The organism is Granulicella sp. L56, from assembly GCF_009765835.1.
Classification (GTDB): domain Bacteria; phylum Acidobacteriota; class Terriglobia; order Terriglobales; family Acidobacteriaceae; genus Edaphobacter.
Genome location: NZ_LMUS01000001.1, coordinates 734,202 through 748,872 on the forward strand (window position 1 = coordinate 734,202; position 14,671 = coordinate 748,872).

General features: G+C 56.6%; 9 protein-coding genes. 6 read left to right on the forward strand and 3 right to left on the reverse strand.

Features of this window, described 5'->3' with window-relative positions; genetic code table 11:
- Positions 1-70: 70 nt before the first annotated feature.
- The gene (locus tag GSQ81_RS03040) at positions 71-1,123 is read left to right on the forward strand and encodes a galactitol-1-phosphate 5-dehydrogenase (RefSeq protein ID WP_158909237.1); all 1,053 of its coding nucleotides are present in this window, start codon (positions 71-73) and stop codon (positions 1,121-1,123) included.
- Positions 1,120-1,902 carry an SDR family NAD(P)-dependent oxidoreductase gene (locus GSQ81_RS03045; RefSeq protein ID WP_158909238.1) on the forward strand — a complete coding sequence of 261 codons (783 nt, stop codon included), beginning with the start codon at positions 1,120-1,122 and terminating at the stop codon, positions 1,900-1,902. Before GSQ81_RS03040 ends, GSQ81_RS03045 begins: the two co-directional genes overlap by 4 nt.
- A gap of 134 nt (positions 1,903-2,036) precedes the next feature.
- Here GSQ81_RS03045 and GSQ81_RS03050 read toward each other — a convergent pair whose 3' ends face one another.
- Both GSQ81_RS03050 and GSQ81_RS03055 read right to left on the reverse strand, forming a co-directional pair.
- On the reverse strand, positions 2,037-3,428 hold the full coding sequence (locus GSQ81_RS03050) for an MFS transporter (protein ID WP_158909239.1): 1,392 nt from the start codon (positions 3,426-3,428) through the stop codon (positions 2,037-2,039).
- Between the two features lie 84 nt (positions 3,429-3,512).
- A complete protein-coding gene (locus GSQ81_RS03055; RefSeq protein WP_158909240.1) occupies positions 3,513-4,919 on the reverse strand; it encodes an oligogalacturonate lyase family protein in 1,407 nt (468 codons plus the stop codon).
- A gap of 215 nt (positions 4,920-5,134) precedes the next feature.
- Between GSQ81_RS03055 and GSQ81_RS03060 the strand changes: the two genes are divergently transcribed.
- On the forward strand, positions 5,135-6,217 hold the full coding sequence (locus GSQ81_RS03060) for a radical SAM protein (protein WP_158909241.1): 1,083 nt from the start codon (positions 5,135-5,137) through the stop codon (positions 6,215-6,217).
- A gap of 152 nt (positions 6,218-6,369) precedes the next feature.
- Positions 6,370-7,779, forward strand: a complete 1,410-nt coding sequence (locus tag GSQ81_RS03065; protein WP_158909242.1) for an ATP-binding protein — start codon at positions 6,370-6,372, stop codon at positions 7,777-7,779.
- 107 nt (positions 7,780-7,886) lie between these two features.
- Here the strand turns inward: GSQ81_RS03065 and GSQ81_RS03070 are convergent, their stop codons facing one another.
- Positions 7,887-11,357: a TonB-dependent receptor gene (locus GSQ81_RS03070; RefSeq protein WP_216846360.1), complete on the reverse strand. Its 3,471-nt coding sequence runs from the start codon at positions 11,355-11,357 to the stop codon at positions 7,887-7,889.
- Positions 11,358-11,727: 370 nt separating this feature from the next.
- Here GSQ81_RS03070 and GSQ81_RS03075 point away from each other — a divergent pair, with 370 nt between their 5' ends.
- Both GSQ81_RS03075 and GSQ81_RS03080 read left to right on the forward strand, forming a co-directional pair.
- Entirely contained in the window at positions 11,728-12,753 is a 1,026-nt protein-coding gene (locus tag GSQ81_RS03075; protein WP_254060044.1) for a LacI family DNA-binding transcriptional regulator, read from the forward strand.
- 73 nt (positions 12,754-12,826) lie between these two features.
- Positions 12,827-14,608 carry a tetratricopeptide repeat protein gene (locus tag GSQ81_RS03080; RefSeq protein ID WP_216846361.1) on the forward strand — a complete coding sequence of 594 codons (1,782 nt, stop codon included), beginning with the start codon at positions 12,827-12,829 and terminating at the stop codon, positions 14,606-14,608.
- The last annotated feature ends 63 nt before the right edge of the window (positions 14,609-14,671 follow it).

Sequence of the window (14,671 nt, forward strand, 5' to 3'; positions counted from 1 at the left end):
GGTAGATATTCTGTTACTGAACGACTCATCTTGAAGAACGTTGTACCCTTTATCTGAGGCTTAAATCACAATGAAGGCTTTGCTGCTCTCCGAGTACAAAAATCTTGAGATTCAGGATCTGCCGGCGCCCGTTCCCGGCCCCGACGACGTTCTTGTGCAGGTGGCCGCATGCGGCATCTGTGGCAGCGATGTACATGGATACGACGGCTCTACCGGGCGGCGGATTCCGCCGATTGTCATGGGGCATGAGGCAGCGGGTATCGTGGCAGGTGTCGGCTCTGCGGTCAGCAAGTTTGCCAAAGGCGACCGCGTCACCTTTGACTCGACCGTCTATTGTGGGGCGTGCGACTTCTGCCGCAAGGGCGAGGTCAATCTTTGCGACAACCGGCAGGTCGTAGGCGTCTCCTGCGGCGAGTTCCGTCGGGATGGCGCATTCGCCGAGTATGTCACCGTTCCTGAGCGCATCTTGTATCCGTTGCCGACGGCGCTGTCGTTTGCCGAGGCGGCGATGCTTGAGGCCGTCTCCGTGGCTCTTCATGGCGTGCATGTCTCCGAGATTAAAGGCGGAGAGACTGCTCTGGTTATCGGCGCGGGAATGATTGGGCTGCTGCTGTTGCAGGCGGCCCGTGCGGCTGGCTGCTCTCGTGTCTTGATCGCGGATATTGACGCTACTCGACTGAAGCTTGCGGCCGATCTTGGAGCCGATCAGACGCTTCAACTTTCGGGGGCGGAGTTGCTTGACGAGATATTGCGGCTTACCGGAGGACGCGGCGTCGATGTTGTCCTTGAAGCAGTGGGCCGCAATGAAACGGTTAGCTCCGCGATTGACTGCGTACGCAAGGGCGGCACGGTAGCGCTGGTGGGAAATATCACGCCGCAGGTGACGATTCATTTGCAGAAAGTTGTCTCGCGGCAGATTCGCCTGCAAGGCTCATGTGCTTCGTCGGGCGAGTATCCGGAGGCGATGCAGCTGATTGCTGACGGAAAGATTAAAGTTGGCCCGTTGATTACTGCTGTCGCTCCCTTGACCGATGGCCCCGAGTGGTTCAAGCGTCTGTATGCGCGTGAACCCAACCTGATGAAGATCGTTCTCGATCCACGCGAAGGCTCAGCTCAATCATGACCAATCCTCTCTTCGATCTTAGCGGGCAGACTGCCCTTGTCACTGGGGCCAGCCGCGGCCTTGGACAGATCTTCGCCCGTGCGCTCGCTCATGCTGGAGCCGACCTGATTCTTACCAGCCGCAAGGGCGACGACCTTTCTGATTTTGTAACCGAGATAGAAGCAATTGGGCGGAAGGCGGTGCCGCTTGCTCTGGACGTGCGCGACCAGGGCAGCATCGAGCGCATGGCTGCAGAGGCGGAGGCGGCGTGCGGCCAGATCCACATTCTGGTCAACAATGCCGGATGCAATGTGCGCAAACCTGCTCTCGATGTCACTTGGGATGACTGGAACCTTATCCTCGAAACCAATCTTCGTGGCAGCTTTTTTGTCGCGCAGCAGATGGCGCGCAGGATGGTTCCGCATGGGTACGGCCGCATCATCAATATCGGCTCCGTCACCAGCGTATTCGGCTACGCGGGGCTGGCTCCGTATGGGGCGAGCCGCGGCGGTATACGGCAACTTACGATGAGCCTCGCCGATGACTGGGGCAAATATGGCATCACGGTAAACTGCCTGGCTCCCGGCTGGTTTCATACCAAGCAGAACACGGTGCTTTATCAGAATGAGCAGTGGGTTGAATATCTCAAAGACCGCATTCCGGTGAAGCGGCCCGGCGAGCCACGCGATCTTGAAGGCGCGGTCGTCTTTCTGGCTGCGGAATCGAGCCGCTATATCACGGGGCAGACACTTCTGATCGATGGCGGCATCTCAACCGGAGCCATGCGCGCAACGGTGTAGCTGCACGTTTGGAGCGTTTTCACAGAGAGTGTAAGGGCTTGGCAGCCAACAACAAATACAGGGTCTCTCCACTGCGCTGCGCTTCGGTCGAGATGACGTGTCCCTATCGTCATTGCAGAAGCGGGGAAGATGGCCTAGGTTGCGGGTTGAGGCTCCGATGGCATGGGCTCAATTTTGCCCAGCATGAAGACGTAGGCGGCGATGCCAACGAGCAGATATATCGCCGACACGCCGAAGGCCCATGCAAAAGATCGCGTCGCTGCAACGACGTAGCCGGTGATGATCGGCGCGGCGATTCCTGAGATCTGATTCGAGAAATTCATGATGCCCCCCACCTTGCCGACGCTGTGACGCGGCGAGATGAGTGATGGAATCGCCCAGCCCACCGGAGCCGCGGCTGAGAGTCCGCCAATGGAGATGCTGATCCAGAGCAGGGCCCGCGCGGGTGTGTGTGCGTGGGCGGCGCCGATGATGCCAAGGCCGAGAGCTGTGCCGCTGATGAGAACGACCTTGCGAACCAGGTTCGCGTTCCATCCGCGATGGATCAACCCATCGACCAGCCATCCGCCAACGACCAGATCGGCGGCGGTCGCGACCAGCCATGGCACTCCGGTATAGAGGAACGAGTGCAGGAGATCGATGTGCAGGGCTGAGGAAAGATAGCTGGGCAGCCAGGTCAGCAAAAGATAAAAGACGTAGTTGTAGGAGCCGAAGCCCAGCACCATCGCAAGGACTTTTCGTTGCCGCAACAGGAAACCCAGCGATGCGGTGCCACGCTGCGTGTCCTCTGCAGTCGTGGGCCCTGCATCGTCTGCGATGTGTCTTCGTTCGGCATCGCTCAACTTCGGATCATCCTGGGGGTCGCGATAGAGCTTCCAGAAAAAAGCAAAGTAAATGAAGCTGACCAGACCTGTGATGGCGAAGCTCCACCGCCAACCCACCTTCAAAAGCAGGATGCCGATAATGGGTACGCCGATGGCGGAAGAGAATTTTGCCGCAGAGTCGAAGATGGCCGTGGCGAAGCATCGTTCTCGCGCAGGAAACCAGTAGCCAATGGCCTTTGCGTTCGCTGGAAAGGTGGGTGCTTCGCCGACGCCGAGCAAGAGACGCGCCGCAAAGAAGCCCCCAAGATTGGGCGTGATTGCCGCGCAGAAGGAGGCTATGCCCCACAAAAATGTTCCGACAAGGCCAACGCGACGGATGCCAAATTTATCGAGCAACACGCCGATCGGCAACTGGAACATGGCGTAGGTCCAGTTGTAAGCACCGGAGAGATATCCGAAGGTGACTGCCGAGATGCCGAAGGTGGTGATGAGCGCCTGATGCGAGACCGACAGGTTTACCCGGTCAAAGTAGTTGACCAGAACACCTATTCCCAGCAGCCATGCGATGCGCCAGCGACGGCGCGGTATAGGGGGCTCTTCGCTCGATGTCGCCGTGGGTTGCAGTTGGGCAGTCCAATCGTGGTTGAATGACAGCCTGCCCAGATTACACGAAACGTCCTCTGCAATCCGAAGCCTCTCCATTGAGAGACTGCGGATGAGGTTGAGCTTAAAAGCTCCCGGTGCATGGCAGCGTATCTGCCATGCACCGGGAGTTTGAGAACGCTGCTACTTTGCAGCCGCTGGCGGCGTGTGGAGAGGCGTTGGATCGGTGGGATTGAACTGCTTCGCCAGTTGCGGCGTCGAATGGATCTCCGATGCCGGCGGGTTGATGGCCTTTGCAACCTCAACACCGAAGACGTAGCTGTCGCCAAACATGTTGCTGGTGAAGATCACCAGCTTCTTGTCGGGGGAGAAGCGGACATTCGGCTCGAGGCGATAGTTGTGATGAGACATGTTCACCAAGTGCTCAGAGTGAAAGACGCCGGGCTGCCAAAAATCCGGCTCGTTGATGCCCGTGATCTTCAACATCTCTGGATGGAACAACTCAATCCACTCTCCGTCTGAAGCTTTGGCTACCTGGCCGGGATCGCCGCCGTCGCCGGTGAAGAGATCGAGGTCCTTGGTGAGGTTGAAGTGAATCGACCACTCGTTGCGCTGCATGTGGAAGGCAGTTCGTTTGTGTGTCTGCAGGTTGTAGCCAGCGAGAAAGAAGTCCTCGCCTTTGGGGTACTGCCAGTCGTACCAGATCGTCTGGCCGTCAAGCCCCCAGAACTCGTGACCGGCAATCTCCATCGCCATGGTGCGCTTGTGAATCAGCGTATTGTGCGTGCCGTCGGTGTGGATCATCCAGATACGGTCGACCTTCTGCCACGGACCTTCATGGCAATACATCAGCAAGGTCGGATCACTGGGCGAAAAGAGCAGATGGTTGACCCAGTCGGTGCTGTGCAGCAACGTGGTCATCTTGCCTGTCTGCAGGTTGATGGTGAACAGTACCAGCGGCAGATGAGCCGCGAGACGTCGCTCCATCATTTGGCCCTTGTTCTCGGGCTGAACCAGAAAGCCCGGCTTGACACCCGGAGGGCTCACGCGATGTTCGCCGTAGTCTTCTCCTTTGCCCTCGATATAGGTGCCGGCTGCCAGAGTTTCGTCGGCATTAATCGTCACTACGTTCGCGCGGGGTGGCAGGGTTACGAGCTTTTTGATTTCGCCGGTATACACATTCGCGGTGTAGACCGAACTCGTCTTGCTAGCGGCATCGAACTTCGAGAAGAAGACGCTTGGCGTCTTTTTGCCTACGACAATTGCATGGACGCCGGAGCGGAATGCGCTGGAGCCATCAGCGTTTGCGGAACGCGGCGGATTGGGGACGAGTAGTTTCGATTTACGGGTCGCAAGATCGAAGACGTGGATTCCATCCGGCGCGCTGTAGACCATCTCTTTACCGTCGGGCGTGTAGGCATTGACGTTGAAGTAGAAGCCGGAGGAGCCAGGCTCGCTGGTCAGCCGGAAGACACGGTGACCGGTATCCTTATCGACCCATGAGGTGGGCAGATTTTCTGCGAGGGCCAGGGGGGTGATGACAGCGGCGAGAGTAAAGGCAGCCAGAAGAGTGCGGGCGAAACGATACATCAGGAATGCTCCTTTTTGCGATCGAACGCCTAGGCGCGCTCGAGGAGAAGATAGCCGGAAAATTTACGCGAGAGAATTTATACACCTCGCAATGTGCAATTGGGAAATAGTTCCTTACTGGAACTCATTGACGGAGCCGTTGCATTGAAAGTTTCGCCTGCCCGCTCGATTTCGCGTCAATTCCCTCTCATCCCACAACGCCATACAATGAATTTATGGGGAATGCAGCAGCGATTGACCACAGCCAGCTGGCAGAGATTGCCGCCAAGGTAGACCAAGGCGTTCGCATTACTGCCGAAGATGCTCGCTGGCTTTGGAGGAATGCCTCGGACGCCGATCTCTGCTCGCTGGCGAGCGCCGTTCGCAAGCGGTTTCATGCGCCAGAGGCCTGTACTTATATGGTGATGCGCATCATCAACTACACCAACGTCTGCGTCGCCCAATGCAACTACTGCGCCTTCTACAAGCTGCCCGGTGTCAGCGGCGGATACGTGCTGAGCCATGAAGACGTCTTCGCAAAGCTGGATGAGTTGCTTGTGCTTGGAGGAGATCTGGCTGCCTTCAATGGCGGCTTCAACCCGCAGCTTCCGCTCAGCTACTACTGCGATCTGTTTGCATCGATCCGGGCGCGCTATGGCGACTCCATCGAGTTTTACGCGCTTACCATCGCCGAATTTCTCTACCTTGCGGACCATGCAAAACTAAGTCTTTCCGAAACTGCCGAGCGACTGAAGGCAGCAGGCGTGCGTTGGATTACGGGTGGCGGCTCCGAGATTCTCACCGAAGACTTTCGCGCCCGCCACTCCAAGTTCAAATACACCGTTGCCGAATATTTTCTTGCACAACGGGCGATTGTAGAAGCTGGGTTGAAGACCACCGCGACCATGGTCATCGGCTTCGACGAGACGCTGGACGAACGCATCGAGCATCTGGAGCGCACTCGTAATTTTCAGGACGAAACCGGTGGCCTTGCCAGCTTTCTCTGCTGGACCTTCAAGCCTTACTTCACGCAGATTGGAGGCATTGAAATCACTACCTCCGAATATCTGCGTCATCTGGCTTTGAGCCGGATCTATCTCGACAACATTCCGCGCATTCGAACATCGGTGCTGACCCAGAATGAACGAGCGCTCGACGGGCTTCGGTTTGGCGCGGACGATTTCGACCTGCCCATCGAAGACGAGGTTACCCAGAAGGCCGGAGCAACCATCAATCTCGACTTCGAGCGGATACTGAACTATGCCAGGCAGCTCGGCTATTCGCCGGAGTACAGACACGTCTCCAGAACCTTTGAATAGGCCATCGAAACTGGCCTTCCGCTTACGTGCGATGCGCTTTGAGAGAAACGCGTCCTGAAGGAAGCAATCTGCGGTCGAAGACGCAAAGGCCATTTTCAACCTGATATGTTGATGGGGAGAATTCTTCCTCTAATTTAGGAGATTGCACTCCAGTGACAGCACACGATCTTATCGACCGATTGGCAGAACACAAAACCCTGAGCGCGGCACCGCAGACGGAGTTGGAGTGGCTGGTGGCGCACGGGTCCATTCGAAAGCTGAACGCTGGCGAAGTGTTAAGTGGGAAGAGCCAGGAGGTCGAGGCACTTTACATTATTCTTTCCGGGCGACTGGCTTTATTCGTCGATCGTGGGGCTGGGCCGAACAAGGTCATGGAGTGGCGCAAAGGAGATGTTGCCGGTCTGTTGCCATATTCGCGGCTCATGACTGCGCCGGGCGATTCGACCGCGCTGGAGCCGCTGGAAGTTCTCTCCATACCCCGCGACCAGCTCGGGGAGATGACGCGAGAGTGTTTCGAGGTCACTTCGATTTTGGTGCATACCATGATTGATCGTGCCCGGCTGATTACCTTAAGCGACCTGCAAGACGAAAAGATGATCTCCCTGGGTAAACTTTCGGCGGGTTTGGCCCACGAGCTGAATAATCCGGCCTCCGCGATTGAGCGCTGCGCGGCGATGCTCGATGACCGTATGGAAGACTGCGAAGAAGCGACACGCGGCCTGTCCGCGGCGACGCTCAGCGACGCCCAGATCTCCTGCGTCGACGCAGTGCGGGCGGCGTGTATGGCGAAAAAGAACCATGGAGTGCGTTCCCCTCTGGAGCAGATGGACCGCGAAGAGGCCATTGCGGAGTGGCTTGCCGAGCACGGAATGGACGCGGAGAACGCAGGGATGCTGGCCGACATCGAAGTGACGGTTGAATCGCTGAACCTGCTGGCTGCCGCAGTGCAGGGACCTGCCTTGCATGCAGCGTTGCGGTGGGCAGCCGCCAGTTGTGCCGTGCGGAACATGGCTTCGGAGATTCAGGGTTGCGCGATGCGCATCTCGGGCCTGGTGACTGCGGTCAAGGGATTTACGCACATGGACCAGGCGAACGTAGCCGGGCCGGTCGATCTGGGACCGGGGCTGGGTGACACTGTGGTGGTACTGAAGTCGAAGGCGTGCGAAAAGTCGGTGGTCGTGACATTGGAAGTGGAGACTGAACTGCCAAAGGTGTGCGGACGGGTCGGTGAGCTAAACCAGATATGGGGCAACCTGATCGACAATGCCTTAGACGCCGTCGCGAATGGGGGCCGAGTCGAGGTGCTTGTGGCTCGAGAGAACCACAGCGTGGTGGTGCGAATCATCGATAACGGACCTGGGATCGCGGAGGAAGTTCGTGGCCGCATCTTCGACCCATTCTTTACAACCAAACCACTGGGACACGGAACCGGGCTCGGGCTTGATATCGTTCGGCGCCTAGTGCGCCACAATGATGGCGCTATCGACTTTGAATCGCGGCCCGGCCGCACTGAGTTTCGGGTCAGTCTGCCGATGATGCAGATCGACGCGGCCAAAGATTAAGTCGTCGCAGCCCTCTTTTCTAATTCAGGTACAACTAACTCTGCGCGGCCGAGGAGACTCGACCGCGCAGAGTTAGTTTTGATGGACCGAAGGAATGCTCCGATTACTCAAAATATGATCTTGCCGCTCAACTGCAATTGCCGGGGTGAATTTGCCTGGCTGGTGACGACTCCAAAGCTCGTATTGCTAATGTCGCTCTGGGGGCCACCAAAGACCGGGTGATTAAGGATATTGAATCCTTCTGCACGAAATTCGATTCGATCTTCTCGCCAGAACGGGAAGGAGCGAATGACCGAACTGTCCAGATTGATCCACCGTTGCGACTGCATCGTATTCCTTCCGACGTTTCCAAAGGTGTATTGCGCTGGAACGGCGAAGGCCGCAGTATTGAACCATTCTGCTACCGTTTTGTGAGAAAGATGCGGGTCGCCTACCCGGTCAGCCCATTCATAGCCGGTATTTCCAATGTTGGCGATGTCATTACTGTCGTGCACCGTGAAGTTCTGGCCATTGCGCCAGGTGAAGATATTGTTGATCTGCCAATTACCTGCGATGTAATCGACGAAGCGATTGCCGGTTGAAAATCTCTTGCCTTTGCCGACCGGAATCTCATAAAGAGAGTTGACCACAAAGACCTGGGGCATATTGGTCCCGGACAAGCCGTATGAGGCCCCGGGATGATACGCATCCTGCACCACTGTGCCTTCCACCCCAAACCAGCCGTCATCTTCGGCCATTGATTTAGACCAGGTATAGGCAACCTGGTAAGAGAAGCCATTGGTGTAGCGCTTATCCAACTGCACCTGGAGCGCGTTATAACTGCCATTGCCGATGCTGCGGTCGTAATAGGTTGGAATGCTATACGGATAAGGCGCTCTTGACTGCGGAGTCCCCGGACCGGGTGTGAGAGCCGTGTTGTATTGACCGCCGACGTTCGTGCGATGGGACCCGGAGCCGACATAGTCCACTCTTAGCGCCAGGGAGCCACTCAACTGTCTCTGCACACCGAAGTTCCACTGCTCCGAATAAGGGTTCTTGATATGCGGGTCATAGAACCACTGATTACTGGTAAATGGCGTGGCGGGTGGAAAGAGACCCGATCCGCTTGCGTTGAAAGGATTCTGAACGGTCACGTTCGGCGTAAGCTGCGTGGTGGTGGGAACATTGGTGAGCGAACTTGCAATCTGCTGTCCAATGTCAGGCCATGAACCCTCAATGTTCTGGGCCATCTGGGTGACCGCAGCCCAGTCATCGAAGACGATGCCGTAAGCACCATGCATCACCGTCTTGTCATCGACCTTATAGGCGAACCCGAATCTCGGCCCAAGGTTCGAATTGACGTTATGAGAGATCTTGCCGTTGGGGCTCACAATGACATGAGCAGGCAAGGTACCGTCGCCGGGGATGCAGGGAGCGAAGCCGCGCGAGTCGCAAGACGGCGGCAGCTTCTGGATGATGTAATTCCCGGTTCCCCAATCCATGTCGCCGGTTTCTGGGCCGCCCTGCTTGCCGATGTTTGCGTTGGTTCCATACGCTGGCAGGAAGGGATAGTCGTAGCGCAATCCGTAGTTCAGGGTGAGCCGTGGCGTGGCCTTCCATGAGTCCTGGAGGAAGACACTCAGCAGCCCGCCGGGGCGCTCTGTCTCATCCACGTTGCGGCGGCTGGCGCCACTGGGGGCATTCAATAGAAAAGATGCCAGAGCATCGCCCGTGGAAGCCGCGACAGAAGGATTCCCAGTCTGCGGAGACGTGAAGGTGAGACCAATCTGAGCCAAAGGGCTGGCAAAGTTCACGGTATCGAACCCTGCACCAAACTTAATTTCATGATTGCCCATGATCCTTGTGTAGGAACCACGAACCTCTTGGCTGTCCGTGGCCTTAGGATTATCGTCGATGCTCTCGCCGCCGTTGCCATAGCCGCTGATGCCCGGGCCCGGGAGCAGAGCGCCTCCATTTGCCGCGGCAAAGCCGCTCGCAAAGGCATCGGAAAAGCCTATGGTCGAGATAATGTCCGCAGTTGATTTGGTGAAGCGCGTCGCGGAGTTGTCCGAGACTGTGGTGTGAGCGTATTGCACCTGCAGAATCTGGGTGGGGCTGAAGATGTGAACAAAGCTGCCACCCCAATTACGACCCTGGATCTCGTGGTCGGTCAGCAGTCCAGGCAATCCGCCTGAAGAATTGAGCGTGCTGTTGATGAAGCTGTAGCGGAACCAGGCAGTGTCTTTGGTCCCAAAGCTTTGATCCCCACGGATGTCGAACTCATTCTGCTGTTGCGTCAATGGAGTAGCGTCGAGCGCATTCGCTGTGCAGGTACCATTGCTACTGACCAGGCAGGGCCCTGGTGCGGGGAAGACAAATTTCGCGTAGGCGACCATCCGCTGGTCGATCAGATTGGAAGGAATCTGGTTGCCAGCAAATGCCGGACGGGTGAAGGTTTGACCATCAGTCGTGGTCTGAAATGGATTGTAGATTTGAAGTTGATTGTTGTCGGCCTCGTTACCTGACAGCTCCGCGTCGGTCGGTACAAGGATCAGGTTGTTCTGCGGTGTCGAATACCGATACCCCTGATACGCGCCAAAGAAGAAGGACTTGTTCCTGCCGTTGTAAAGCTTCGGAATGACGACAGGACCGCCGATTGATCCACCGAACTGATTCTGATGGAAAGAGGGCTTGGGCGTGGACGCCGGCAGAAAATAATTGCGTGCGTCGAAGACGGTGTTGCGAACATATTCCCAGCCCGAACCGTGAAATTCGTTGGTGCCGCTCTTCGTGACTACATTCACTACGCCACCGAGCACGGAACCGTACTCCGCATTGTCGGTATGCGAAACGACTTTGAACTCCTGAATCGCGTCGATGATAGGCGAGATGGCATAGGTGCTCTCGATTGCACCGTAGTTGTATAGTCCGTCCATCAGATAGAAATTGCTGCGGTTGGTCTGCCCGTTGATAGCAGGAAAGGAGTAGTCCGAACCGATGGCGACAGCGGCGCCGAATCCGCCGTTACTGGACATTCCAGCACTCTGCCCCGTCATGATTGGAACCACGCCTGGGGTGAGTGCCAGCAGCGCTGTAAAGTTTCGTCCATTTAGAGGAAGATCGTTGACCTGTTTGGTCTCGATCACAGTTCCCAAACTCGCGCCGGTCACATCCAACTGGGCGGCCGTGGCATCCACTGTGACGGCTTCCGTCTGACTTCCTACCGCAAGGCTGAAGTCGAGCGTAGCGGTCTGGTCGACGGCGAGGACAAATTCAGCAACCTTTTGCGGATTGAACCCAGTCGCACTCGCCTGAACGGTATAGTGGCCCGGCGTGATATCGAGAATGGCATACGCGCCTGAGTTGTTGGAGACCGATTGATGCACGACCGATGTCGCGGTGTTCTGCAACACGATCGTCGCACCGGGAATCACCGCGCCATTGGGGTCGCGAATGACTCCATTGACGGAAGCGGTCGAGACCTGGGCGATTGCCGGGGCCGCGAAGAGGAGGAGGAGAAGGCCAACGAAACAGGTTTTATGCATTCCTGGGAGCAGAGCAGCAATCTGACGGGCAAAGTTTTGCGCGTAATTTGTCATCGAAGGAACCTCTCTCATCGTGCTGATCTCATCCCACCATCTCGTCGATGGCGTCCTGCAGGTGACTCATGGCCCAAGGAATACGGTTACTGTTCCGAATACTTTACAAAGGTGGAACCAACTTTTATCTGCGCACAACGACTTTGTCAAGTGAAAAAGTCAATCTTTCGGATGAGCCGTGGCTCATTGGAAAGATTGGGCGGCAAGTCCGCGCCCACCAGCACTTGATTTTGATTTGGAGGTTTGCCTGGATCGAAGAATTTCCGCTATAGTATGCGGCTCAGTCAAAGTTTCGTAGACCGATGCTTTGGGTCAAACGCAAGAGTGGGCCGATCTGAGCATGAAAGGTGCACTTTATATGACGATTCGGATGAAGGACATAGCAAAAGATCTCGGTCTTTCGCAGGCTACCGTTTCCAAAGTCCTCCGCGACCATCCTGACATCGGCGAGTCCACTCGCAGGCGCGTGCTGGAACGCGTCAAGGAGCTGGACTACCAGCCAAATTCTCTTGCGCGCAGCCTTGTGACCGGGCGCAGTTTTTTGATTGGCCTGATCGCTCCCAGCCTGCTTCATCCGTTTTTTGCCGAGATCGCCATTGCGCTGTCCAGTTTGATTCGGGACAGAGGCTATTCCCTGATCGTGTCTTCTTCCGAGGAAGATCCGGAGCTAGAAAAGGAGGAGATATCGCGGCTGCTCGGGCACCACATGGACGCGCTCGTCATTGCGTCCGCCGGGTCGAACATTGAGCAGTTCGAACGGATGGACAGCAAGGGGCAACCGTACGTTCTCATCGATCGCGATCTGGCCGGCATCGAGGCTAACTTCGTCGGCATCAACGATAAGAGAGCTGGATATCTTGCAACGGAGCACCTCATCAGCATGGGTTGCCGACGCATTGCGCACATTCGCGGGCAGGACAACAGTCCGGGCAACGGCAGATTCGAGGGCTACAAGGAGGCCTTGCACAACCATCGTCTTCCCTGTTCGGACGAATATGTTGTGCGCCGGAGCTACGTGGATATCGAAACCACCCGCCAGGGCGCGGAGGCCATGCGCTTGCTGCTGGAAAGAGATCCGAAGCCCGACGGCGTATTCTGCTTCAACGATCCGCTTGCGATTGGAGCCATGAGCACGATCCTCGAAGCACGCCTGAGGATTCCGGAAGACATTGCGTTGATCGGCTGCGGCAATTTGCCCAATAACGACTGGCTTCGCGTTCCTCTGTCGAGCATTGACCAGCATAGTCATACCATTGGTCGGAGGGCTGCGGAACTTGCGCTCAACTTGATCGAATCCAAGCAAACGCCGCGCATCCAGACCACGGTGCTGGAACCAAGCCTTGTAGTACGCGCATCGACGCAGAAAAAAAGGACCAATGAAGCGACTCGTTTGTAAAGCGAGGCCTGATTCCATCATGGATTGGAACAAAGGATCTCTTCGGCCTGGTGGCATCTTCGCAGTGAGGCGCGTGACATCCGCGGTGATCCTGCTTTCCATTTCCATGCTTCCGGGACTTAGTTTCGGGCAGCCCCCAAAAAATCATGCTGCCGCGCCGACCGGCAAATCCAAGAATGAATATGTCGGCTCGAGCGCCTGCTCCCCATGCCACTCCGAGATCTATCGAGAGTTCTCGCAGACGAGCATGGGACGTTCCATGTCGCCGATCACACCGGCATTCATAAAAACAATTCCTTCCTCCGCCGCTTACGTCAACCCGCAACTGCAGCGCAGGTTCGAAGTTTTCACCAAAGACGGAAAACTCTATCAGAGCGAATCCGGAACCGACGCCGACGGCAAGGAGAGTTTTCGGGACGCTCACGAGCTGCAATGGGTTATCGGAGCGGGGGTCAATGGATTCGGAACGATCCTCGAGAAAGACAATCATCTGTTCCAAGCGCCACTGTCGTTCTATTCCAAGCCAATGAGCTGGGAACCGTCGCCGGGATATGAGTTAACCGATCTGGGATTCAATCGTCCGATTACCCCAGGTTGCATCTCCTGCCACAGCGGGCGGCCCAATGCTGTGCCGGGGAGCACCGGAGAGTTTGAACGCACTCCTTTTTCCGAGCTCGCCATTGGCTGCGAGCGATGCCACGGCCCCGGAGCGGCGCATGTAGCGCTCATGAGTGGCTCCCCTGTCCCTAGATTGAATAAGGGTGCTCCGTCCAATCCCGTCACCATGATCGTCAATCCTGCTCATCTCACGCCATACATGGCGGACAATATCTGCATGGCTTGCCATCAGGCGGGCGACGTTCGAGTTCTCAAGCCGGGAAAGACGTATAAGGACATTCGCCCCGGATCTCCGCTCGACGATACGTTGTCAATCCTTATGGTTCCGCCCACACGGGAGTCTCCCCCCTCTGAGGACCATGTTGACCATTACTATTCCATGACGTTGAGCAAGTGCTATCGCGCGAGCAAGGGACGCCTTCGCTGCATTAGCTGCCACGACCCTCACGTAGAGCCAACACGGGAAGAAGCTCCGGCGTATTTCAACAGCAAATGCCTGACCTGCCATACCAGCCAAAGCTGCAAGCTTTCTTTAGAAGTTCGGATGCAGCAAAAACCGGCCAATAACTGCATCGGCTGCCATATGCCCCAGCGCGACATCCAGGTCATCTCGCACTCCAGCGCCACCAACCACCGCATCGTGGCGACCCCTGATGAACCCTTTCCGGATGTCACCTTCACGCAGACGACGGCTGCACTGCCGGATTTGATCCACATCAACCCCGCTCATCTCTCAATGCCAGGCCAGCAGGCTGCTACTCCACTTCCGCTGCTGACACTTTTGCAGGCGTATGGAGAGCTTGCGGAGAATAAGCCGCAGTATGTGGCCTCTTATCTCAAAGTCCTTGGCCAACTAGAGCAGGCACAGCCAGATAACCCTTTGGTGCAAGCGGCTCTGGGACGCAGAGATCTGAAAAGTGGCGACTTCGTGAATGCTGTCGGCCATCTCCGGCACTCGGTTGAGACTGGTCAAGCTGTCGCGACGACCTATGCCGATTTGGCAGACGCGCTCACTCATCTGGGACAGACCGACGAAGCTCGTCCACTGATTGAGAAAGCAATCCAGTTGGACCCGTTCAACCCTGTCACAAGGAAGATGCTGGTCGTCAATCTCATTGAGGCCAAGCAATATCCAAAGGCGCAGAAGGCACTCGAAGACTATCTCGAAGTCTTTCCGCAAGATAGTTTCATGCGGCAGATGCTGAACCGCGCGGAGGGCACGAGCCCGCATCCTTGAAGCGATTCCGAGAGCCCATCCACTCCGCTTGGCTTCGGTCGAGATGACGTTTCGTTGGGGTTG

Excerpts from the sequence above, each read along its gene's own strand:
- GSQ81_RS03040 (WP_158909237.1), top strand. The coding sequence starts at position 71 with ATGAAGGCTTTGCTGCTCTCCGAGTACAAAAATCTTGAGATTCAGGAT.
- GSQ81_RS03045 (WP_158909238.1), top strand. The coding sequence starts at position 1,120 with ATGACCAATCCTCTCTTCGATCTTAGCGGGCAGACTGCCCTTGTCACT.
- GSQ81_RS03050 (WP_158909239.1), bottom strand. The coding sequence starts at position 3,428 with ATGGAGAGGCTTCGGATTGCAGAGGACGTTTCGTGTAATCTGGGCAGG.
- GSQ81_RS03055 (WP_158909240.1), bottom strand. The coding sequence starts at position 4,919 with ATGTATCGTTTCGCCCGCACTCTTCTGGCTGCCTTTACTCTCGCCGCT.
- GSQ81_RS03060 (WP_158909241.1), top strand. The coding sequence starts at position 5,135 with ATGGGGAATGCAGCAGCGATTGACCACAGCCAGCTGGCAGAGATTGCC.
- GSQ81_RS03070 (WP_216846360.1), bottom strand. The coding sequence starts at position 11,357 with ATGACAAATTACGCGCAAAACTTTGCCCGTCAGATTGCTGCTCTGCTC.
- GSQ81_RS03075 (WP_254060044.1), top strand. The coding sequence starts at position 11,728 with ATGAAGGACATAGCAAAAGATCTCGGTCTTTCGCAGGCTACCGTTTCC.